This window comes from Vibrio sp. JC009 (assembly GCF_029016485.1).
Taxonomy (GTDB): Bacteria; Pseudomonadota; Gammaproteobacteria; order Enterobacterales; family Vibrionaceae; genus Vibrio.
Genome location: NZ_CP092106.1, coordinates 3,290,305 through 3,310,594 on the forward strand (window position 1 = coordinate 3,290,305; position 20,290 = coordinate 3,310,594).

Annotated in this window: 21 protein-coding genes; 5 read left to right on the forward strand and 16 right to left on the reverse strand. The window is 47.3% G+C overall.

The features are described from left to right. Positions 1 to 20: 20 nt before the first annotated feature. A complete protein-coding gene (locus tag L3Q72_RS14760; protein ID WP_275130647.1) occupies positions 21 to 1,544 on the reverse strand; it encodes a YifB family Mg chelatase-like AAA ATPase in 1,524 nt (507 codons plus the stop codon). 456 nt (positions 1,545 to 2,000) lie between these two features. On the opposite strand from L3Q72_RS14760, the gene ilvG reads away from it, so the two are divergent. The 5 genes from ilvG to ilvA are packed head-to-tail and all read left to right on the forward strand — an operon-like array spanning position 2,001 to position 8,291. Continuing rightward, positions 2,001 to 3,647: an acetolactate synthase 2 catalytic subunit gene (ilvG, locus tag L3Q72_RS14765; RefSeq protein WP_275130648.1), complete on the forward strand. Its 1,647-nt coding sequence runs from the start codon at positions 2,001 to 2,003 to the stop codon at positions 3,645 to 3,647. Next, positions 3,647 to 3,922, forward strand: a complete 276-nt coding sequence (gene ilvM, locus L3Q72_RS14770) for an acetolactate synthase 2 small subunit (RefSeq protein WP_275130649.1) — start codon at positions 3,647 to 3,649, stop codon at positions 3,920 to 3,922. The genes ilvG and ilvM overlap by 1 nt, the downstream gene beginning before the upstream one ends. Before the next feature lie 14 nt (positions 3,923 to 3,936). Continuing rightward, entirely contained in the window at positions 3,937 to 4,875 is a 939-nt protein-coding gene (locus L3Q72_RS14775; RefSeq protein WP_275130650.1) for a branched-chain amino acid transaminase, read from the forward strand. Positions 4,876 to 4,893: 18 nt separating this feature from the next. Further along, entirely contained in the window at positions 4,894 to 6,744 is a 1,851-nt protein-coding gene (gene ilvD / locus L3Q72_RS14780) for a dihydroxy-acid dehydratase (protein ID WP_275130651.1), read from the forward strand. A 5-nt stretch (positions 6,745 to 6,749) separates the two neighbouring features. Next, the gene (ilvA, locus tag L3Q72_RS14785) at positions 6,750 to 8,291 is read left to right on the forward strand and encodes a threonine ammonia-lyase, biosynthetic (protein WP_275130652.1); all 1,542 of its coding nucleotides are present in this window, start codon (positions 6,750 to 6,752) and stop codon (positions 8,289 to 8,291) included. A gap of 30 nt (positions 8,292 to 8,321) precedes the next feature. On the opposite strand, the gene L3Q72_RS14790 is transcribed toward ilvA, so the two are convergent. The 15 genes from L3Q72_RS14790 to L3Q72_RS14860 all read right to left on the reverse strand — a co-directional run bounded on the left by L3Q72_RS14790 (position 8,322) and on the right by L3Q72_RS14860 (position 20,273). Next, positions 8,322 to 8,774, reverse strand: coding sequence for a helix-turn-helix domain-containing protein (locus tag L3Q72_RS14790; RefSeq protein ID WP_275130653.1), 453 nt, complete (start codon positions 8,772 to 8,774; stop codon positions 8,322 to 8,324). Between the two features lie 12 nt (positions 8,775 to 8,786). Then, the gene (locus L3Q72_RS14795; RefSeq protein ID WP_275130654.1) at positions 8,787 to 9,128 is read right to left on the reverse strand and encodes a DUF4258 domain-containing protein; all 342 of its coding nucleotides are present in this window, start codon (positions 9,126 to 9,128) and stop codon (positions 8,787 to 8,789) included. 219 nt (positions 9,129 to 9,347) lie between these two features. After that, complete coding sequence (locus L3Q72_RS14800) at positions 9,348 to 9,782, reverse strand: F0F1 ATP synthase subunit epsilon (RefSeq protein WP_275130655.1); 435 nt, start codon at positions 9,780 to 9,782, stop codon at positions 9,348 to 9,350. Positions 9,783 to 9,800: 18 nt separating this feature from the next. Then, a complete protein-coding gene (glmU, locus tag L3Q72_RS14805; RefSeq protein ID WP_275130656.1) occupies positions 9,801 to 11,165 on the reverse strand; it encodes a bifunctional UDP-N-acetylglucosamine diphosphorylase/glucosamine-1-phosphate N-acetyltransferase GlmU in 1,365 nt (454 codons plus the stop codon). A 281-nt stretch (positions 11,166 to 11,446) separates the two neighbouring features. After that, positions 11,447 to 11,872 carry a F0F1 ATP synthase subunit epsilon gene (locus tag L3Q72_RS14810; protein WP_275130657.1) on the reverse strand — a complete coding sequence of 142 codons (426 nt, stop codon included), beginning with the start codon at positions 11,870 to 11,872 and terminating at the stop codon, positions 11,447 to 11,449. A gap of 18 nt (positions 11,873 to 11,890) precedes the next feature. Further along, positions 11,891 to 13,294 (reverse strand): F0F1 ATP synthase subunit beta, encoded by a 1,404-nt coding sequence (gene atpD, locus L3Q72_RS14815; protein ID WP_275130658.1) that lies wholly within the window; start codon positions 13,292 to 13,294, stop codon positions 11,891 to 11,893. Positions 13,295 to 13,328: 34 nt separating this feature from the next. Then, positions 13,329 to 14,198, reverse strand: coding sequence for a F0F1 ATP synthase subunit gamma (gene atpG, locus L3Q72_RS14820; RefSeq protein WP_275130659.1), 870 nt, complete (start codon positions 14,196 to 14,198; stop codon positions 13,329 to 13,331). A 61-nt stretch (positions 14,199 to 14,259) separates the two neighbouring features. Continuing rightward, a complete protein-coding gene (atpA, locus tag L3Q72_RS14825) occupies positions 14,260 to 15,801 on the reverse strand; it encodes a F0F1 ATP synthase subunit alpha (protein ID WP_275130660.1) in 1,542 nt (513 codons plus the stop codon). 13 nt (positions 15,802 to 15,814) lie between these two features. Further along, entirely contained in the window at positions 15,815 to 16,348 is a 534-nt protein-coding gene (atpH, locus tag L3Q72_RS14830) for a F0F1 ATP synthase subunit delta (RefSeq protein WP_275130661.1), read from the reverse strand. A gap of 14 nt (positions 16,349 to 16,362) precedes the next feature. After that, positions 16,363 to 16,833, reverse strand: coding sequence for a F0F1 ATP synthase subunit B (gene atpF / locus L3Q72_RS14835; protein WP_275130662.1), 471 nt, complete (start codon positions 16,831 to 16,833; stop codon positions 16,363 to 16,365). Positions 16,834 to 16,895: 62 nt separating this feature from the next. Then, complete coding sequence (gene atpE / locus L3Q72_RS14840) at positions 16,896 to 17,147, reverse strand: F0F1 ATP synthase subunit C (RefSeq protein WP_275130663.1); 252 nt, start codon at positions 17,145 to 17,147, stop codon at positions 16,896 to 16,898. A 63-nt stretch (positions 17,148 to 17,210) separates the two neighbouring features. After that, complete coding sequence (atpB, locus tag L3Q72_RS14845) at positions 17,211 to 18,023, reverse strand: F0F1 ATP synthase subunit A (protein ID WP_275130664.1); 813 nt, start codon at positions 18,021 to 18,023, stop codon at positions 17,211 to 17,213. A gap of 9 nt (positions 18,024 to 18,032) precedes the next feature. Beyond that, positions 18,033 to 18,422 (reverse strand): F0F1 ATP synthase subunit I, encoded by a 390-nt coding sequence (locus L3Q72_RS14850; protein WP_275130665.1) that lies wholly within the window; start codon positions 18,420 to 18,422, stop codon positions 18,033 to 18,035. 168 nt (positions 18,423 to 18,590) lie between these two features. Continuing rightward, the gene (locus L3Q72_RS14855; protein WP_275130666.1) at positions 18,591 to 19,478 is read right to left on the reverse strand and encodes a ParB/RepB/Spo0J family partition protein; all 888 of its coding nucleotides are present in this window, start codon (positions 19,476 to 19,478) and stop codon (positions 18,591 to 18,593) included. Between the two features lie 21 nt (positions 19,479 to 19,499). After that, positions 19,500 to 20,273, reverse strand: a complete 774-nt coding sequence (locus tag L3Q72_RS14860) for a ParA family protein (protein ID WP_275130667.1) — start codon at positions 20,271 to 20,273, stop codon at positions 19,500 to 19,502. Positions 20,274 to 20,290: the final 17 nt, after the last annotated feature.

Sequence of the window (20,290 nt, forward strand, 5' to 3'; positions counted from 1 at the left end):
TCTGATTAGCCACACACTTTTTAAACCGCCTGAGCCGCTAATTGTTTAAGTAACCTGTCCATTGAACGATAACCCAAAGCCTCAGCCAGATGTTTTCTGCTGATATCTGCACTTCCTTCAAGGTCTGCAATGGTTCTGGCTACCTTAATAATCCGGTGATAAGCACGAATAGATAATCCTAAGCGGTGAAGTGCGTTCTCCAGAAATTCAGCATCTGGCTTCTCCAGCGGGCAATACTTATCAATCTCTCTGCTGCCAAGTAACGCATTTACCTTTCCTGCACGCTTGTCCATTAACTCGCGAGCTCTAAGCACTCGCTCTCTGACCACCGATGTCGGCTCGCCCCGCTCTCCACCTTCTGAAAGGGTTCCCTTGGGCAGTGCGGGAATTTCCAGAGACATATCGAACCTGTCCAGCAAAGGACCGGACAGCCTGCCGAGATAACGCAGTATTGCCTGAGGATTCTCTCTTGCCTGAGAACCTTCGTAATACCCAGTAGGGCTTGGGTTCAACGCTCCAACTAACTGAAACCGGGCCGGGAAACGGGTCTTACCTGCCGCGCGGGAAATAACTATTTCACCGGACTCCAGCGGTTCTCTTAATGAATCGAGAACTTTTCGTTCAAATTCGGGCATCTCATCAAGGAACAAAAGGCCGTTGTGAGCAAGGGAGATCTCACCCGGTCTGGGAACCGACCCTCCCCCAACCAGCGCAGCCATTGAACTGGAATGGTGCGGTGAACGAAACGGACGGGTTTTCCAGTTATCCTGATTAATCTCCTGCTGAGTTAAAGATGCCACTGAAGCAGTTTCCAGCGCTTCTGTATCCGTCATATCAGGTAAAAGATCGCACAAACGCGATGCCAGCATGGTCTTCCCTGTTCCGGGAGGCCCTACGAACAGAAGGTTGTGTGATCCGGCAGCCGCTATCTCCAGAGCACGTTTTCCCTGCTGCTGACCAATAATATCCTGCAGGTCTCTGGAGTGGTCTGAGAAGCTTTCAGAGCTTTTGGGCACCTGTAACCCTAAAGCTCCCTGACCACATAAGTAAGCACATACTTCCACCAAACCCGAGGCTGACTTGTGGGTATCTTCACCAACCAGAGCAGCCTGCCCGCCATCGGTATCCGGAACGACTAAACACCTGTCGGAACGGTTTGCAGCTAAGGCAGCAGGAAGAACGCCTTTTACTGAGCGAATCTCACCGGACAAAGCCAGCTCTCCGATAAATTCATGATCATCGAGCTTACTTACCGGTATCTGCCCGGAGGCAGCCAGGATTCCCAGAGCAATCGGCAGGTCAAATCTGCCTCCTTCTTTCGGTAAATCGGCAGGAGCCAGATTGACGGTGATCTTTTTCGGCGGAAGTTCAAACTGCGAATTAAGGATAGCGCTGCGGACCCTGTCCTTAGATTCTTTAACCGTCGTTTCAGGAAGCCCCACTAAAGCAAAACCTGGCATACCATTGCTAATATGCACTTCAACCAGCACTTCAGGTGCTTCAACTCCAACGCTTGCCCTGCTTCGGATAATTGCGAGTCCCATATATCTCCTTGTTAATAAAGATGATTGATTAGCTATTTTTTATAACCACATTTATATAACGCGAGATTCAAAAGAATAAATATGAAAAAAGACTGAGTTTTTACTTGTCATCAAAGCGGTTAATGTGTTACCACTAGTGACGCAAACATAAACAAACACTTTGTAACGAAATAAATGAATTTTTCCGTATCACTTAACGCACTCATTATTCTCCTGAACGTGGTCATTATTAGTACCGCGCGGGGACTGGTGAACGGAAAAAACTAAATAAAGAATTCCAAAAACCCCCGCACTGAAAAGTCCGGGGGTTTTTTGCAATCTAGAATCAATAAATTAGACAGAAATTAGCCGGAACAAGTATTAGGTGTTCAATGAGGCTAGAACGAGAAGTACAGGAATACACAACATGTGCAGCGATAATAACGCGTTTACAACGCAGACAGGCAGGAGGCAATAATGAATGGATCTGATTTAGTTATTGCAGCCTTAAAGCAGGAAGGGATTAAAACCGTATTCGGTTATCCTGGCGGTGCCATCATGCCAATTTATGATGCCCTTTACGATGGTGGTATTGAACACGTCCTTTGCCGACACGAACAAGGTGCTGCTATGGCGGCTATCGGTATGGCGAGAGCAACTCAGGATGTTGCTGTTTGTATCGCAACCTCTGGTCCGGGTGCAACTAACCTGGTTACCGGCCTTGCAGATGCCTTTCTTGATTCCATCCCGCTTGTAGCGATTACCGGTCAGGTGGCCAGTCCGCTTATCGGTACTGACGCATTCCAGGAGATCGATGTTATCGGTATGTCTCTGGCGTGTACCAAGCACAGCTATCTGATTACAGATATCGACGATCTGGCTCCGACTCTGGCTGAAGCATTTGAAGTGGCTAAATCTGGCCGCCCGGGCCCGGTTATCGTTGATATCGCAAAAGACGTTCAGTTAGCTGAAGCGCCTGTGCACGCTCTTCCTTACTTCGAGCCACCAGCCATTCCGGTAGCATCGCATGAAAGTATTGAAGCAGCACAAAAGCTTCTGTCAGAAGCTGAGAAACCAGTTCTTTATGTCGGTGGTGGCGTTCAGTTGGCAAAGGCAACGGACTGTGTAAGACACTTCCTTGAAGCTAACCCAATGCCTTCAGTAAGCACTCTGAAAGGCCTTGGAACCATTGACCGTCATGACCCATACTACCTGGGAATGGTTGGTATGCACGGTACTAAAGCAGCAAACCTGACTGTTCAGGAGTCTGACCTGCTTATCGTGGTTGGCGCACGTTTTGACGACCGCGTGACAGGCCGTCTGGATACCTTTGCGCCTCACGCTAAGGTTATTCATATCGATATCGATGCTGCAGAGTTTAATAAGCTGCGTGAGGCCCATGCACCGCTGCGTGGTGATATCAATGTTATCCTGCCTCAGTTGGAAGTGACCAGAGATCTGGCACCATGGCTGCTGCACACGGATGAGTTCAGAAACAAGTTTAAGTGGCGCTACGATCACCCGGGTGACCATATCTTCGCTCCTAAGCTGCTAAAAGAGCTTTCTGACATGATGGATGACAGCACTATCATCTCCACCGACGTAGGTCAGCACCAGATGTGGTCTGCACAGCATATCCAGCCACGCCGTCCTGAGAACTACATTACTTCTGCAGGCCTTGGCACTATGGGCTTTGGCCTTCCTGCTGCTGTGGGTGCTAAAGTTGCCCGTCCGGATGATCAGTCTGTTCTTATCACTGGTGACGGCTCATTTATGATGAACGTTCAGGAACTGGGTACCATCAAGCGTAAGCAGTTGCCGGTGAAGATTGTTCTTCTGAACAACCAGCGCCTTGGCATGGTTCGTCAGTGGCAGTCTCTGTTCTTTGATGGCCGCTACAGCGAAACCATTCTGGATGACAACCCGGATTACGTAGCACTGGCTGCCTCCTTTGGCATACCGGGCAAAACAATCACCCATAAAGATGAAGTAGAACCGGCGCTGAAAGAGATGCTGGAAAGCGAAACCGCATACATGCTTCATGTCGTGATTCCGGAAGAAGAAAACGTATGGCCACTTGTGCCACCAGGCGCAGCAAACCAGGACATGGTGGAGAATACCTAATGGAAAGATATCTAGTTACCATTTTTGCCAATGATAAGCCGGTTCTGGTTGAGCGGATTCTTCGCGTGGTACGCCACCGTGGTTTTGCTATCAAACAGATACTTGCCACTCAGAATCAGGAAAGTCATTTAGCTAAAATCGAGATCGTGGTAGACAGCAATCGCCCGATTACGCTGATCACCAACCAGATCGAAAAGCTTTGGGATGTTACGGAAGTAAATACCTCAAATCTTGATATAGAGAAAGACGAGCTGCTTGCAGCATACAAAATTTAAGGAAGGAATCTGAAATGGCAACAAACACTGCTGATTACATTTGGTTCAATGGCAAGATGGTTCCATGGGCTGAAGCGAATGTTCATGTTCTGACTCACGCTATGCACTACGGCACGTCAGTTTTTGAAGGTATCCGCTGCTACAACACACCAAACGGCCCAATTGTGTTCCGTCATGAAGAGCATATGCAGCGCCTGAAGGATTCTGCAAAGATCTACCGCTTTCCTATCCCGTACTCAGTAGATGAGCTAATGGAAGCGTGCCGCGAAACACTGCGTGAAAATAAGCTGGATTCCGCTTATATCCGCCCGCTTGGCTTTGTGGGTAATGTTGGTCTGGGTGTTTGCCCTCCTGCAGATACTGAAATGGAGCTTATCATTGCTGCGTTCCCTTGGGGTTCTTACCTGGGTGAAGAAGCACTGGCGAACGGTGTGGATGCCATGATCTCAAGCTGGAACCGTGCAGCACCAAATACAATTCCGACAGCGGCTAAAGCTGGCGGTAACTACCTTTCATCGCTGCTTGTGGGCGGTGAAGCGCGTCGTCATGGCTATGCAGAAGGTATCGCACTGAGCGTTGACGGTTACCTTTCTGAAGGTGCCGGTGAAAACATCTTTGTTATCAAAAACGGCGTTATCATGACGCCACCGGCAACCAGTGCCATCCTTCCGGGCATTACCCGCGATGCGATCATGACGCTGGCTAAAGATCTGGGTTACGAGATCCGTGAAGAGAATATCGCACGTGAAGCTCTGTATCTTGCTGACGAGATCTTTATGACAGGTACAGCTGCTGAGATCGTTCCTGTACGCAGCGTTGACAAGATCACAGTTGGTGAAGGTAAACGCGGACCGGTGACTGAAAAGATCCAGTCCACCTTCTTCGGACTATTTGACGGAACAACAGAAGACAAATGGGGCTGGTTAGATCCAGTTTATCCAGCACAAAAATAATCAGGGAATATAAACACAATGTCGACTCCAAAGAAATACCGTAGTGCAACTACGACTCATGGCCGAAATATGGCAGGTGCACGTGCGCTATGGCGTGCAACAGGCGTAAAAGAAGAAGACTTCGGTAAGCCAATTATCGCGGTAGTAAACTCATTCACCCAGTTTGTTCCGGGTCACGTACACCTGAAAGACATGGGTCAGCTGGTAGCAAAAGAGATTGAAGCTGCTGGTGGTATTGCAAAAGAATTTAACACTATCGCTGTGGACGATGGTATCGCAATGGGTCACGGCGGTATGCTTTACTCGCTGCCTTCACGTGAGCTGATTGCTGACTCTGTTGAGTACATGGTTAACGCTCACTGCGCCGATGCTATGGTTTGTATCTCAAACTGTGACAAGATTACTCCGGGAATGATGATGGCTTCACTTCGCCTGAATATCCCGGTGATCTTTGTATCTGGCGGTCCGATGGAAGCAGGTAAAACCAAGCTTTCTGATCAGCTAATCAAGCTGGACCTTGTTGATGCAATGATGCAGGGTGCCGATCCAAACGTTTCTGATGAGCAGAGCGAACAGGTTGAGCGCAGCGCATGTCCGACATGCGGTTCTTGCTCAGGTATGTTCACAGCTAACTCAATGAACTGTCTGACTGAAGCTCTGGGCCTTAGCCAGCCGGGTAATGGTACTATGCTGGCAACTCACGCTGACCGTAAGGAACTGTTCCTGAACGCAGGCCGTCGTATTGTTGAGCTGACTAAGCGTTACTATGAGCAAGGTGACGAATCTGCACTGCCACGCAACATAGCAACCAAAGCAGCATTCGAAAACGCAATGGCGCTTGATATTGCTATGGGTGGTTCAACTAACACAGTTCTTCACCTACTGGCTGCCGCTCAGGAAGCAGAAGTGGATTTCGATATGACAGATATCGACCGTATGTCCCGTAAGGTTCCTCATCTGTGTAAGGTTGCCCCTTCAACTCAGAAATACCATATGGAAGACGTTCACCGTGCCGGTGGTGTACTGGCTATTCTTGCTGAACTTGACCGTGCCGGCCTGATCAACAATCAGGCAAAAACTGTTCTGGGCATAACCATGGCTGAACAACTGACTCAGTACGACATCATGAAGAGTGAGTCTGACGAAGTTAAGTCCTTCTTCCGCGCAGGCCCTGCGGGTGTCCGCTCCATTGAAGCTTTCTCTCAGGACTGTCGCTGGGACAGCCTGGATGACGACCGTGAAAACGGCTGTATCCGCTCAAAAGAGAATGCATTCAGCCAGGACGGTGGTCTTGCCGTACTGAAAGGTAATATCGCTCTTGATGGCTGTATCGTTAAGACTGCAGGTGTTGATGAAAGCATCCTGAAGTTCCAGGGCCCGGCTGTGGTATTTGAAAGCCAGGAAGACGCTGTAGACGGTATCCTTGGCGGCAAAGTGAAAGCTGGTGATGTGGTTATCATCCGTTACGAAGGTCCTAAGGGTGGTCCAGGTATGCAGGAAATGCTTTACCCGACGACTTACCTGAAATCTATGGGTCTTGGCAAAGAGTGTGCGCTTCTGACTGACGGCCGCTTCTCTGGTGGTACTTCTGGTCTGTCTATCGGTCACGCATCCCCTGAGGCTGCTAACGGCGGTACTATCGGTCTGGTTAAAGATGGCGATACCATCACTATCGACATTCCAAACCGCTCTATCACGCTTGATGTTGCTGAAGATGAGCTGGCTGCACGCCGTGCTAAACAAGACGAACTTGGCTGGAAACCGGCTAACCGTCAGCGTGAAGTGTCTTTCGCTCTGAAAGCTTACGCAAGCATGGCAACCAGTGCTGACAAAGGTGCGGTACGCGATAAATCCAAGCTTGAGGGTTAATCTCCGTGCCTCATACGCAACACCCATTACCGAAAACTGGCGCAGAATATCTGCGCCATATTCTTCGTGCTCCGGTCTACGAAGTGGCAACCAAAACCCTGCTTCAGGATATGCCCCGCCTTTCTGAGCGTATCGGTAACCAGGTTCAGCTGAAAAGAGAAGACCGCCAGCCGGTTAACTCCTTTAAGCTGCGTGGTGCCTACAATATGGTGGCCAGCCTGACGGAGGCACAAAAAGACGCCGGCGTTATCGCAGCATCTGCAGGTAACCATGCTCAGGGCATTGCTTATTCAGGTAAGCATCTGGGTATCCGTGCCATTATCGTTATGCCAAAGACTACTCCCGATATCAAAGTGGACGCAGTACGCGGCTTTGGCGGTGAAGTGGTCCTGCACGGTGCTAACTTCGATGAAGCCAAAGCGGAAGCAGAACGTCTTGCAGAGCTTCACGGATATACCTTTGTTCCTCCGTTCGATCACCCTCTGGTGATTGCCGGTCAGGGTACAATCGGTATGGAGATGCTTCAGCAGAACGGTCACCTGGACTATATCTTTGTTCAGGTTGGCGGTGGCGGTCTGGCTGCCGGTATCGCGGTTCTGGTTAAGCAGTTAATGCCGGAAATCAAGGTCATTGCTGTTGAGCCTGAAGATTCATGCTGCCTAAAAGCGGCTCTGGATGCAGGCGAACCTGTGGTGCTTGACCAGGTCAGTATGTTTGCTGATGGTGTAGCGGTTAAGCGCATTGGTGAAGAAACCTTCCGCCTGTGTCAGGAATATATCGACGGGCATATTTCTGTCTCAAGCGATGAAATCTGTGCTGCCGTTAAGGATATCTTCGAAGACACCCGCGCTATCGCGGAACCCTCCGGAGCCCTTGCTCTGGCTGGCCTGAAGAAGTTTGCAGAGCAGAACGAGCTTAAAGGTAAGAAACTGGGAACCGTACTTTCCGGAGCTAACACCAACTTCCACGGTCTGCGCTATGTTTCAGAACGTTGTGAACTGGGTGAAAAGCGCGAAGGTCTGTTAGCGGTGACTATCCCTGAAGAGCCGGGCGCATTCTTTAAGTTCTGTCAGACTATCGGTGGCCGTGCGGTAACTGAGTTTAACTACCGCTATAACGATGACAGCCTGGCAAATATCTTTGTCGGTGTCCGTCTTCAGGGTGGTCAGGAAGAGCTTGAGAATATTATTGCTGACCTTCGCGAAGGCGGTTATCCGGTAATCGACCTGTCAGACGACGAAATGGCAAAACTGCACATCCGTTATATGATTGGCGGCCGTCCGAACAAAAAGCTTCAGGAGCGCCTGTACAGCTTTGAGTTCCCTGAATATCCGGGCGCCCTGCTTAAATTCCTGAGCACTCTGGGCACTCACTGGAACATCAGCCTGTTCAACTACCGTAACCACGGTATGGACTACGGCCGTGTGCTCTGTGGATTCGAGCTGGATGAGTCTGATCTGGCACGCTTCTCTGAGCATCTGTTTGAACTGGACTATCCGTATAAAGACGAGAGTGATAATCCGGCGTTTAAGTTCTTTTTGTCTTAACTTCCTATCCAACAGTTAGATCGCTGCGAGTCAGCCTTTGGCTACTTCCCAGTGATCTTCTGTTTCTTCAATCACTATTTTTCTCATTTCTAACTCAGCCTCAATATCCGCAATTTGCTCCAAAAGCAGCCCAAGATTGCTATCTTCATTAACCGATTCTAAATACAGCTTTCGTATTGATGCATCAGCCAGCTTTGGAATAGACGAGTTTCCGTTCTCCCACCTGCCTATTGTCTGCTGATCATAACCCAGTAGCTCAGCAAGAACCCTTCGGGAGTGATTAAACTGAAGGCGGAAAAACTTAAATTCGTCACCTGTCAGGTGAGTGGTTTTATTAACAAGCGCCAGCGCAATTACTTTATGCAAACCACCTATATCATCAATACTGAAGTACTCTTCATCATCTATAACTTCGATGTGATAGCCGTTTCTTAAGTAGATATTCGGAAGGCCGCACTCTATATAGTGGTATATGTCATTCATCGTTGCCCCTCCTTAAGGTAGTAAAACAGTAACAATAAAAGCTGACGGATCACTCTCAACTCTTTTGAGAACAAGGCTTACTCTTAAAAGCTCCCCTGCTGCCATCCCTTCTAAATTCATTTTCCAGTCTCCTCTTGGATCCTGATGAGGTAGTTCCTGAAACCTGCTTGAACTACTCCGTAGCAGACTAAAAACCTGTTGGGTAGAAACTTTTCTCTCAGTTAATCGCTGCCTGGCATGCTTAGAAAACTTAACTCTATAAGAATAATATGTCGCTAAATCAGCTATTAACTTTCGGGCACTCTTAGGCGTTAAAGGAAATTCGGTAACACATTTCACGTTGTCTGGATTCATACAAGTCCTTATTACTCAAGTATCTTGTGGTTTCCAGAGTTATTCTCAGCTAGCAAGTAAAATGGATTATGTGTAGAGAAATTATTATTTTTATATCAATTTGATATAAAAATAAAGTAAGACAGAATTGAATGCAAGTTTTATATCATTTTGATACAAAACTTGAGAGAGAAATAACACCTTAACAAAAAGGCGACCATCCGGTCGCCTTTTTACACACTAAACAGATTTACCTCTTCGTTTCCTCGCCAGTTCGGCCACTCGCAACTGCGCAATAGCCTTTGCCAGCTCTTTGGCTGCCAAAGCAAAGTCCATATCGCCATGCTGGTGCTGGATATGCTCTTCGGCTTTACGTTTGGCTTCTTCAGCTTTTGCAGCGTCAATGTCTTCACCGCGTATTGCGGTATCCGCCAACACGGTTGCGATACCGGGCTGAACTTCAACATAACCACCAGAGACATAGATAAACTCCTCATGGCCATGCTGCTTTACTATACGCAGCATACCAGGCTGAACTGCCGTCAGAAGAGGTGCGTGTCCGTGATAAATACCAAGCTCACCTTCACTGCCGGTAACCTGAAATGTCTCTACCAGGCCGGAAAAAAGCTGCTTCTCTGCACTGACCACATCAAGGTGAAAGGTGGTTACTGTCATATAACGTCCTGTCTAATTCTATTTTTTCTTCTTAACCGGACGCTTCCATCCGGAAATTCTGCGTTCTTTAGCGCGAGTGATTACTAACTCACCTTCATTGATATCTTTAGTAACTGTAGCACCGGCGCCAATAGTTGCACCATTACCCACAGAAACCGGAGCCACCAGCTGAGTATCTGAACCGACAAAAACGTCATCACCGATAATAGTCTTATGTTTGTTAGCACCATCGTAGTTACAGGTGATGGTACCTGCACCGATATTGGTATCTTTACCAATCTCAGTATCACCAATATAAGTAAGGTGACCAACCTTAGAGCCTAAGCCGATAACACCGTTCTTAATCTCAACAAAGTTACCCACATGAGCTTCGTTCTTAAGCTCAGCACCAGGACGCAGACGGGCAAACGGACCAACCGTACAGTCTTCACCCACTGTAGACTCTTCAATTACCGTATATGGGCTCAGAACAGAATTATCATCGATTTCACAATCTTTCAGTACACAACCTGCACCGATAACCACATTATCACCGATAGTTACGCTACCTTCGATTACCACGTTCACATCGATCTCAACATCACGGCCACACTGAAGCTCACCACGCAGATCAAAACGAGCCGGATCACGCAGCATCACACCCTGCTCAAGCAGTTTCTCAGCCTGCATTAACTGGTATGCACGCTCAAGTTTAGCAAGCTGAACACGGTTATTCACGCCTTCCACTTCAATAGGATTTGCAGGATGAACGGCTTCTACAGCGCGACCTTCATTATGAGCCGCAGCAATAACGTCCGTCAGATAGTACTCACCCTGAGCATTATCATTACTTAAACCAGACAGCCAGCGCTTCAGGTCACCACCGGTCGCTACCATAACCCCGGTATTAATCTCATTGATCAGCTTCTGCTCTTCACTCGCATCTTTCTGCTCAACGATAGCCACTACAGGGCCATTTTTACGAACAATTCGACCGTAACCAGTCGGGTCATCAAGAACCACCGTCAGAAGCGCAATACCGCCTTCAGGCTGGGCATCCAGCAGACTTTCGATTGTCGCATCTGAAATCAGCGGCACATCGCCGTAAAGAACCAACACTTTTTCATCATCAGAAAACTGATCCGAAGCCTGATCTACTGCATGACCAGTACCTAGCTGCTCAGCCTGAAGCACCCAGCTCACCTGTTCATTACCAAGCACTTCCTTCATCTGATCACCACCGTGACCATAAACCAGATGAATATTCTGAGCACCAAGACCAGCACATGTATCAATCACATGCTTTGCCATCGGTTTTCCCGCCAAGGTGTGAAGCACCTTAGGCTTGCTTGAGTACATACGGGTACCTTTACCCGCAGCCAGGATCACCGCGCTAAACTTCATGAAAAAGTCCTTATTTTTTATATTAAATGAGAGCTGATTCTAACTTGTATTGTGCCGTATTTAAAAGCTTCAGTATCAAGAATTCTCTGCAAACACCCGGTATTAAAGGAAAGTCGGGTGACTCTGGAGTAAAACCTATTTTTCAGGGAAGAAAAATTGGAGCCTACATGGATGTACTTGCGGCGGTTTTACGGAAGAGTTACCTGACTTTACTGAGAGCCAGAAGTTACCAAAAACAAAAAGGCGACCATCAAGGTCGCCTTTTTCTCACACTAAACAGATTAGCGTCTTCTGCTCTTAGTCAGCTCGATAACACGAAGCTGAGCAATCGCTTTAGCCAGTTCACTGGCCGCTTGTGCGAAGTCCATGTCGCCATGCTGATTCTGGATATTCTCCTCAGCCTTGCGCTTGGCTTCTTCTGCCTTAGCAGCGTCAAGATCTTCACCACGGATAGCTGTATCAGCCAGTACAGTCGCTGTACCAGGCTGAACCTCTATAATACCACCAGAAACATAAATAAATTCCTCGTGGCCGTGCTGTTTAACGATACGCACCATGCCAGGCTTAATAGCGGTCAGCAGCGGTGTGTGACCATGGAAAATACCAAGTTCACCTTCGCTACCGGTCACCTGAAACGTCTCAACGCGGCCACAGAAAAGACTCTTTTCCGCGCTAACTACATCCAGATGAAAGGTTATTGCTGCCATATCGCCTCCTGTCTAGCCTTATAGCTTCTTCGCTTTCTCGATAGCGTCTTCGATAGTACCGCAGTACATAAACGCCTGCTCCGGAATGTCGTCGTATTCACCGTCCAACAGACCTTTAAAGCTACGAAGAGTATCTTTCAGCGAAACATAGCAACCTGGCTGACCAGTGAAGACTTCCGCTACGTGGTAAGGCTGAGTAAGGAAACGTTCAATCTTACGAGCACGAGCTACCAACAGCTTATCCTCTTCAGACAGTTCGTCCATACCAAGGATAGCGATGATATCCTTCAGCTCTTTATAGCGCTGAAGCGTCTGCTGTACGCCACGAGCAACATCGTAGTGCTCCTGACCAACAACCAGTGGATCAAGCTGACGTGAAGTCGAATCCAGTGGGTCGATCGCAGGGTAAAGACCCATAGCTGCGATGTTACGGCTAAGTACAACTGTTGCATCCAAGTGCGCAAACGTTGTTGCCGGAGACGGGTCAGTCAGGTCATCCGCAGGTACGTATACCGCCTGTACAGATGTGATAGAACCACTCTTCGTTGATGTGATACGCTCCTGAAGTACACCCATCTCTTCTGCAAGAGTTGGCTGATAACCTACCGCAGATGGCATACGACCCAGTAGAGCCGATACTTCTGTACCCGCAAGGGTATAACGGTAAATGTTATCGATGAACAGAAGTACGTCACGACCTTCATCACGGAAACGTTCCGCCATAGTCAGGCCAGTAAGCGCTACACGCAGACGGTTGCCCGGTGGCTCGTTCATCTGACCATAAACCATTGCTACTTTTGATTCTTCAGGCTTCTCGATGTTTACAACACCCGCTTCCTGCATTTCAAAGTAGAAGTCGTTACCTTCACGAGTACGTTCACCAACACCCGCGAATACTGAAAGACCAGAGTGCTGAAGTGCGATGTTGTTGATAAGTTCCATCATGTTAACGGTCTTACCTACACCTGCACCACCGAACAGACCGATTTTACCACCCTTAGCGAATGGACAAACCAGGTCAATTACCTTTACACCTGTCTCAAGAAGCTCAGTCGCGTTTGACTGATCTTCATAACTTGGAGCTTCACGGTGAATCGCGTAGTGCTCTTTTGCACCAACTTCACCACGCTCATCAATCGCGTCACCCAGAACGTTCATGATACGTCCCAGAGTCTCTGTACCTACCGGTACAGTGATTGGAGCACCAGTATTTTCTACCGTTAATCCACGACGTAAACCATCAGAGCTACCCATTACGATACAGCGAACTACGCCGCCGCCCAGCTGCTGCTGAACTTCAAGAACAAGACGTTCCTGAGCTTCAGTAACATTAAGAGCATCATATACACGTGGTACATCGCCCTGTGGGAACTCTACGTCGACTACCGCACCGATGATCTGTACGATCTTACCTGTAGCCATCGTTAATCCTCTAACTAATTAGTTTTACCAATGCTTAAACCGCTGCAGCACCACCAACAATCTCAGACAGTTCTTGTGTGATAGCGGCTTGACGCGCTTTGTTATACACAAGCTCTAAGTCTTCGATCAGGTTTGTTGCATTATCTGTTGCTGCCTTCATCGCAATCATTCGGGCTGCCATTTCACAAGCCAGGTTCTCAACCACCCCCTGGTACACCTGAGATTCAACATAGCGAATCAGTAGTGCATCCAGAAGAGGCTTCGGCTCAGGCTCGTAAATGTAATCCCATGTATGAGTACGCTGTTTCAGCTCTTCACTTTCCGATTTAGGCAGTGGTAGTAATTGATCGATCGTTGGTTCCTGTACCATAGTGTTTACAAACTTGTTGAACACCACGTACAGGCGATCCAATTCACCTTCATCGTATTTCTTCAGCATAACGCCCACAGAACCGATCAGGTCTTCAACGCTTGGGTTATCACCAAGACCAGATACCTGAGCCGCTACCTTAGCGCCGCTGTTATTGAAAAATGCAGTCGCTTTAGAGCCAACAATAGCAAGCTCTACATCTGCACCCTTCTCTTTCCAGTCCTGCATGTCATGCATAGCTTTTTTGAACAGGTTAATGTTCAAGCCGCCACACAGACCGCGGTCTGTAGAAACGATGATGTAACCAACACGTTTAGCTTCGCGTTCTTCCAGATACGGATGTTTGTATTCCAGATTACCGCTTGCCAAATGACCGATCACTTTACGCATTGTTTCCGCATATGGACGTGAAGCTTCACGAGCGTCCTGAGAACGTCTCATTTTAGAAGCTGCCACCATTTCCATCGCTTTCGTAATCTTCTGAGTGCTTTTCACACTCCCGATTTTATTACGTATCTCTTTTGCGCCGGCCATCGTATTACTCTCTCTTTATGGATTCGCCGGTGACCTTAACGATCACCCTGCGAATGACCAATTACCAAGTTTGGGTTGCCTTGAAATCCTCAACAATTTTCTTAAGTTGAGCTTCGATTTCATCGTTGTAAGCACCCGTTTTGCTGATTTCTTCAGCGAAATCTGCAAAGTGGCTGTGAGCATACGATAGAAGAGCGTCTTCGAAATCCAGAACTTTGCTAAGTTCAATGTCTTCCAGATAGCCACGCTCTGCCGCGAAGATAACCAGTGCCTGAGCAAATACTGACATAGGAGCGTACTGCTTCTGCTTCATCAGCTCAGTTACTTTCTGACCATGGTCAAGCTGTTTCTTCGTTGCTTCATCAAGATCCGAAGAGAACTGAGCAAATGCTGCAAGTTCACGGTAAGCAGCCAGAGCAGTACGGATACCACCTGATAGCTTCTTGATGATCTTAGTCTGTGCCGAACCACCTACACGAGATACTGAGATACCCGGGTCAACCGCAGGGCGAACACCAGAGTTAAACAGTTCTGTCTGTAGGAAGATCTGACCATCAGTAATCGAGATTACGTTAGTCGGTACGAATGCCGATACGTCACCTGCCTGAGTTTCGATGATAGGAAGAGCAGTCAGAGAACCGGTCTTACCTTTCACTTCACCGTTAGTGAAACGCTCTACATAGTCTTCGTTTACACGAGCAGCACGCTCTAGCAGACGAGAGTGTAGGTAGAATACGTCACCCGGGAATGCCTCACGGCCTGGTGGACGTTTTAGTAGCAGAGAGATCTGACGGTATGCTACTGCCTGCTTAGACAGATCATCATAAATGATAAGTGCATCTTCGCCGCGATCACGGAAGTATTCACCCATTGCACAACCTGCGTACGGTGCAAGGTATTGCAGCGCAGCAGATTCAGAAGCAGATGCAACAACAACGATGGTATTTTCCAGCGCGCCGTGCTCTTCCAGTTTGCGTACTACGTTAGCGATAGTCGATGCTTTCTGACCGATTGCTACGTAGATAGAGTAAATACCAGAGTCTTTCTGGTTGATGATGGCATCGATTGCCAGAGCTGTTTTACCAGTCTGACGGTCACCGATGATAAGCTCACGCTGACCACGACCGATTGGGATCATGGAGTCAACTGACTTATAACCAGTCTGAACTGGCTGGTCTACCGATTTACGGTCGATTACGCCCGGTGCGATAACTTCTACAGGAGAAGACAGTTTCGCTTCGATTGGACCTTTACCATCAATAGGCTCACCAAGTGTGTTTACAACACGACCCAGCATTTCAGGACCAACTGGAACTTCCAGAATACGGCCTGTGCCTGTTACTTTCATTCCTTCCTTAAGGTCGGAATATGGGCCCATTACTACCGCACCAACCGAGTCACGCTCAAGGTTAAGTGCCAGCGCATAACGGCCACCCGGTACTTCAATCATTTCACCTTGCATCACGTCCGCAAGGCCGTGAATGCGAATAATACCATCGCTTACCGATACGATAGTACCTTCGTTGCGAGCTTCACTAACAACTTCGAATGACTCGATACGTTGTTTGATTAGATCGCTAATTTCCGTGGAATTTAGTTGCATGCTCCAATCCCCATCAAGACTGCAATGCATCGCTCAGGCGGGCTAACTGGCCACGCGTTGAGTTATCGATGATTAAGTCTCCGGCTCGAATAACAACCCCACCAAGTAGGGCCTCATCTACACTGCAATTCAGCTTAACTTTGCGCTCAAGACGCTGTTCCAGTTTGCTGCTGATTTCTGCAATTTGTTTTTTAGAAAGCTCTGTTGCAGAAACAACCTCTGCATCAATCACCTTCTCGTGCTCCTGTTTCAGGAACATAAACTCATTACAAACCTCAGGAAAAGCCGCTAATCGGCCATTCTCAGCCATCACCTTAATCAGGTTCTGACCATTTTCATCAAACTGATCGCCACAAACCGCAATAAAGATTTCTGACAGTTTTTCTGCAGATGCGGAACTCGTTAGGAGCTCAGCAATATCCTTATTCTTTGTAACTTCGGCAGCAAAAGTGAGCATCTGACCCCATTGGTCTAATGCACCTTTCTCCACCGCAAAATCAAATGCTGCTTTAGCGTAGGGGCGTGCGATTGTAGTCAATTCAGACATATGCGCCCCTCGCGTTAAAGTTTTGCAGTAATGTTATCGAGAATATCTTTGTGCGCGTCTTTATCAATTGAGCGCTCAAGGATTTTCTCTGCACCAGCTAAAGCCAGAGTAGCAACTTGCTTGCGCAGTTCATCGCGTGCGCGGTTACGCTCAGCTTCGATTTCTGCTTCCGCTTGTGTAAGAATCTTCTGGCGTTCTGCCTGAGCTTCTTCACGTGCTTCATCAACAATCTGTGCTTTACGCTTGTTTGCTTGCTCGATGATCTCTGTTGCTGTGCGCTTTGCTTCTTTCAATTGGTCAGAAGCACTGGATTGTGCCAGGTCCAGATCTTTAGCTGCTCTTTCAGCAGCCTGCAGACCGTCAGCAATTTTCTTCTGACGCTCTTCAATCGCTTCCATGATTGGCGGCCATACATACTTCATGCAGAACCATACAAACATTGTGAAGGCAATTGCCTGACCCAGCAGAGTTGCGTTCATATTCACAACAGCTACCCCTCTATTTGTTCAACTACGACAAAATTCTTAATTTGCTTTAATTTGCCGACTTATAGTGAACCAACAAATGGGTTAGCGAATGTGAATAGAAGTGCGATTACGATACCGATCATTGGGATCGCATCAAGCAGACCAGCGATGATGAACATCTTAACCTGCAGCATAGGAGCCATTTCTGGTTGACGTGCTGCGCCTTCTAGGAATTTACCACCAAGAATTGCGAAACCAATCGCAGTACCAAGAGAAGCAAGACCGACGATGATACCTACGGCAATTGCTGAAAAGCTCAGTAAAGTTTCCATTACTATCTCCAATTTATAGTTGTTGGCTTATGTGCCGAAAAAACTTTAAAAAAATTACATTTATTAGTGATCAGCGTCTTCATGTGCCATCGACAGATATACGATAGTCAGCATCATGAATACAAACGCTTGGATACAAATAACCAGAATATGGAAGATTGCCCAAGGAAGAGCACCCAACCATTGTAGCCACCACGGTAGCAATGCAGCGATAAGAATAAATACAACCTCACCTGCGAACATGTTACCGAATAGACGCATGCCAAGTGACAGAGGTTTCGCCAGCAGCGATACCACTTCAAGTAGCAGGTTAAACGGAATCATCACAGGGTGATTAAATGGGTGTAAAGCCAACTCTTTCGCAAAACCGCCAATGCCCTTAATTTTGATGCTGTAGTAGATCATCAAAGTAAAGACACCGAGAGCCATTGCCATGGTGATATTCACATCAGCAGAAGGAACCACTTTCAAATAAGGGATGCCTAGCCAATGCTCTGCCGGATAAGGTAAGAAATCAATTGGAACCAGGTCCATGATGTTCATTAACAGTACCCAACAAAAGATAGTCAGTGCCAGAGGGGCAATCAATGGGTTGCGTCCATGAAAGGTTTCTTTGACGTTGTCTGCGACAAATTCCACCATCATTTCAACAGCACACTGGAGCTTACCCGGCACACCTGTCGTTGCTTTCTTTGCTACAGAGCGGAATACCCAAAGGAATAACATCCCTGTAAACACAGAAAAAAACAGGCTATCGATATGTACGTTCCAGAAACTGGTCTCCTCCGCTACCAGACCTAACTTATAAAGAGAAAGGTTGGTAAGGTGGTGATCAATGTATCCGGTCGATGTAAGCGCTTCACCATGCGCAGCCATAACTCAATCCTATTTTTTGTTGTTAATAAAAAACGCTGGCAAAAAGATATTAATACCCAATGCCAACAAATAGGTTGTCTTTAATGGAACAAGTTCCACTTTCATATACATGTAGGCAGCAGAAAAAAGGATGACTGTAATAAGAATTTTTAATGTTTCACCCGTGTAGAACGAAACCGTTACAGCTCTTGCTGCCCGGGCTCCGCTAAACATAAAGGCGAACAGCGCGAAAACCGCATTGGCAATAACAAAAATGCCACCACCGATTAACGCAGAAATTCCCCAGTCAGCATTCACGGCCAAAGCCATTCCTGCTGCTACTAATATAACCACGCCAGATTGAATCAATAACAATCGCTTTGCAAGCGCTCGTCCTGGTCTAGCCAGCGCAGCTACCATGTATTCTTACCTCTGTTTTTCTTCCAACATCACGCAGTATCGTTGCGCATGGAAATAGGCGAAAATTATAGAGTCAGTAACCTTCAATGCAATAAAAATGCAGCATTAGATGATATTTTTGTTTACAACCCTACAACTTTCACATTATTTAGCCTTACACTGCTGTACTTACTGGTTACTTTCCAGCAAAGCAATCAATTGCTCTAACTTGTTAGGATCGTCAAAAGTAATGGTCATCTTGGACGTACCTTTTGCCGATCTTACCAATGTCACATTCGAGCCAATTCTCTGAGTAAGGCGTTCTGAAATCGCTACCGCTTCCTGATCCGGAGCCTTTTCCTGTTCTTCTTTCTTTGGTGCCAGGAATTTCTTTACGTAACTCTCGGCCTGACGAACTGTCATCTGCTTTTTAGCAATAACATTCGCCAGTTCAGCCTGCTCGCCGTTCTCAACGGCAAGAAGTGTTCTTGCATGTCCCATCTCAAGCTGTTTCTGCTCAACAAGGCGCTTCACTTCATCTTCCAGCTGGTTCAGTCTGAGAAGATTGGTTACTGTCGTTCTCGACTTACCAATCACATCTGCAACCTGCTGATGAGTCAGTTCAAACTCTTCCTGCAGACGCTCCAGTGCCTGAGCTTCTTCAATTACATTCAGATCTTCTCGCTGAATGTTTTCTATCAGGGCCATCGCAATAGCGGCGTTATCCTGAACATTTTTTACAACACAGGGAACCTGACGCAGTCCAGCCTGTTTTGCAGCGCGCCAGCGTCTTTCACCGGCAATAATCTCATAGCTGTTTTCCGCTATGGTTCTTACAATAATCGGCTGAATGATTCCCTGAGACTGAATTGAAGCGGATAGCTCTTCGAGCGCTTCCGGTGACATCTCTTTACGAGGCTGATAGATACCAGGCTTAAGCTGGTTTACAGGAATATCTGCCAACTCACCGTCAGCAGATAAAGATTGACTGTGAGAAGCGACTTGTTGCTTCTCTCTGGCAATAGAACTGGTTGCCAGTAGCGCGTCCAGGCCTTTTCCTAAACCACGTTTTGACATCTGTTATAATTTCCTTACATATTATGCGGGTACTTCTTCGCGACGAAGCATTTCCCCTGCTAAAGCTAAATAAGCTTTGGCTCCTGCTGAATGTTTGTCGTAATACATAGCGGGTCTGCCATGACTTGGAGCTTCGGCAAGTCGCACGTTTCGAGGAATAACAGTTCTGTAAACCTTATCACCAAAGTGCTTCTTGAGTTGATCTGATACCTCGTTTGATAAGCGGTTACGCGGATCAAACATAGTTCTCAGCAGTCCTTCAATCTTCAAGTTCTCATTCACCACTGCAGCCAGTTTACTGATGGTATCCATCAGAGCGGTTAATCCTTCCAGTGCAAAGTACTCACACTGCATAGGAACCAGCACTGAATCTGCTGCGGCCATGGCATTGATTGTAAGTAGGTTTAGAGCCGGGGGACAATCTATAAAGATGAAATCATAGTTATCGCGAACCATGGCTAAAGCATTTTTCAGCCTGACTTCACGTGCAAACACTTCCATCAATTTGATTTCTGCAGCGGTAACATCTCCGTTTGCCGCAACAAGGTCATAGCCACCTGTTGTCTTACGGCAAACCACCTCATCAAACGGAGTATCTTCCACTAACAAATCATAAGCTGTTGCGTCGATTTGATATTTGTCGACACCGCTAGCCATTGTAGCATTCCCCTGAGGGTCGAGGTCGATAACCAGAACTTTACGTTTTGTCGCTGCCATTGATGCAGCCAGATTCACACAAGTGGTGGTTTTACCTACACCACCTTTCTGGTTAGCAATTGCTATGATTCTTCCCACATTAACCTCTCAACAAA

Coding starts and splice junctions, on each gene's coding strand:
- L3Q72_RS14760 (WP_275130647.1), bottom strand. CDS start 1,544: ATGGGACTCGCAATTATCCGAAGCAGGGCAAGCGTTGGAGTTGAAGCA.
- ilvG (WP_275130648.1), top strand. CDS start 2,001: ATGAATGGATCTGATTTAGTTATTGCAGCCTTAAAGCAGGAAGGGATT.
- ilvM (WP_275130649.1), top strand. CDS start 3,647: ATGGAAAGATATCTAGTTACCATTTTTGCCAATGATAAGCCGGTTCTG.
- L3Q72_RS14775 (WP_275130650.1), top strand. CDS start 3,937: ATGGCAACAAACACTGCTGATTACATTTGGTTCAATGGCAAGATGGTT.
- ilvD (WP_275130651.1), top strand. CDS start 4,894: ATGTCGACTCCAAAGAAATACCGTAGTGCAACTACGACTCATGGCCGA.
- L3Q72_RS14790 (WP_275130653.1), bottom strand. CDS start 8,774: ATGAATGACATATACCACTATATAGAGTGCGGCCTTCCGAATATCTAC.
- L3Q72_RS14795 (WP_275130654.1), bottom strand. CDS start 9,128: ATGAATCCAGACAACGTGAAATGTGTTACCGAATTTCCTTTAACGCCT.
- L3Q72_RS14800 (WP_275130655.1), bottom strand. CDS start 9,782: ATGACAGTAACCACCTTTCACCTTGATGTGGTCAGTGCAGAGAAGCAG.
- glmU (WP_275130656.1), bottom strand. CDS start 11,165: ATGAAGTTTAGCGCGGTGATCCTGGCTGCGGGTAAAGGTACCCGTATG.
- L3Q72_RS14810 (WP_275130657.1), bottom strand. CDS start 11,872: ATGGCAGCAATAACCTTTCATCTGGATGTAGTTAGCGCGGAAAAGAGT.
- atpD (WP_275130658.1), bottom strand. CDS start 13,294: ATGGCTACAGGTAAGATCGTACAGATCATCGGTGCGGTAGTCGACGTA.
- atpG (WP_275130659.1), bottom strand. CDS start 14,198: ATGGCCGGCGCAAAAGAGATACGTAATAAAATCGGGAGTGTGAAAAGC.
- atpA (WP_275130660.1), bottom strand. CDS start 15,801: ATGCAACTAAATTCCACGGAAATTAGCGATCTAATCAAACAACGTATC.
- atpH (WP_275130661.1), bottom strand. CDS start 16,348: ATGTCTGAATTGACTACAATCGCACGCCCCTACGCTAAAGCAGCATTT.
- atpE (WP_275130663.1), bottom strand. CDS start 17,147: ATGGAAACTTTACTGAGCTTTTCAGCAATTGCCGTAGGTATCATCGTC.
- atpB (WP_275130664.1), bottom strand. CDS start 18,023: ATGGCTGCGCATGGTGAAGCGCTTACATCGACCGGATACATTGATCAC.
- L3Q72_RS14850 (WP_275130665.1), bottom strand. CDS start 18,422: ATGGTAGCTGCGCTGGCTAGACCAGGACGAGCGCTTGCAAAGCGATTG.
- L3Q72_RS14855 (WP_275130666.1), bottom strand. CDS start 19,478: ATGTCAAAACGTGGTTTAGGAAAAGGCCTGGACGCGCTACTGGCAACC.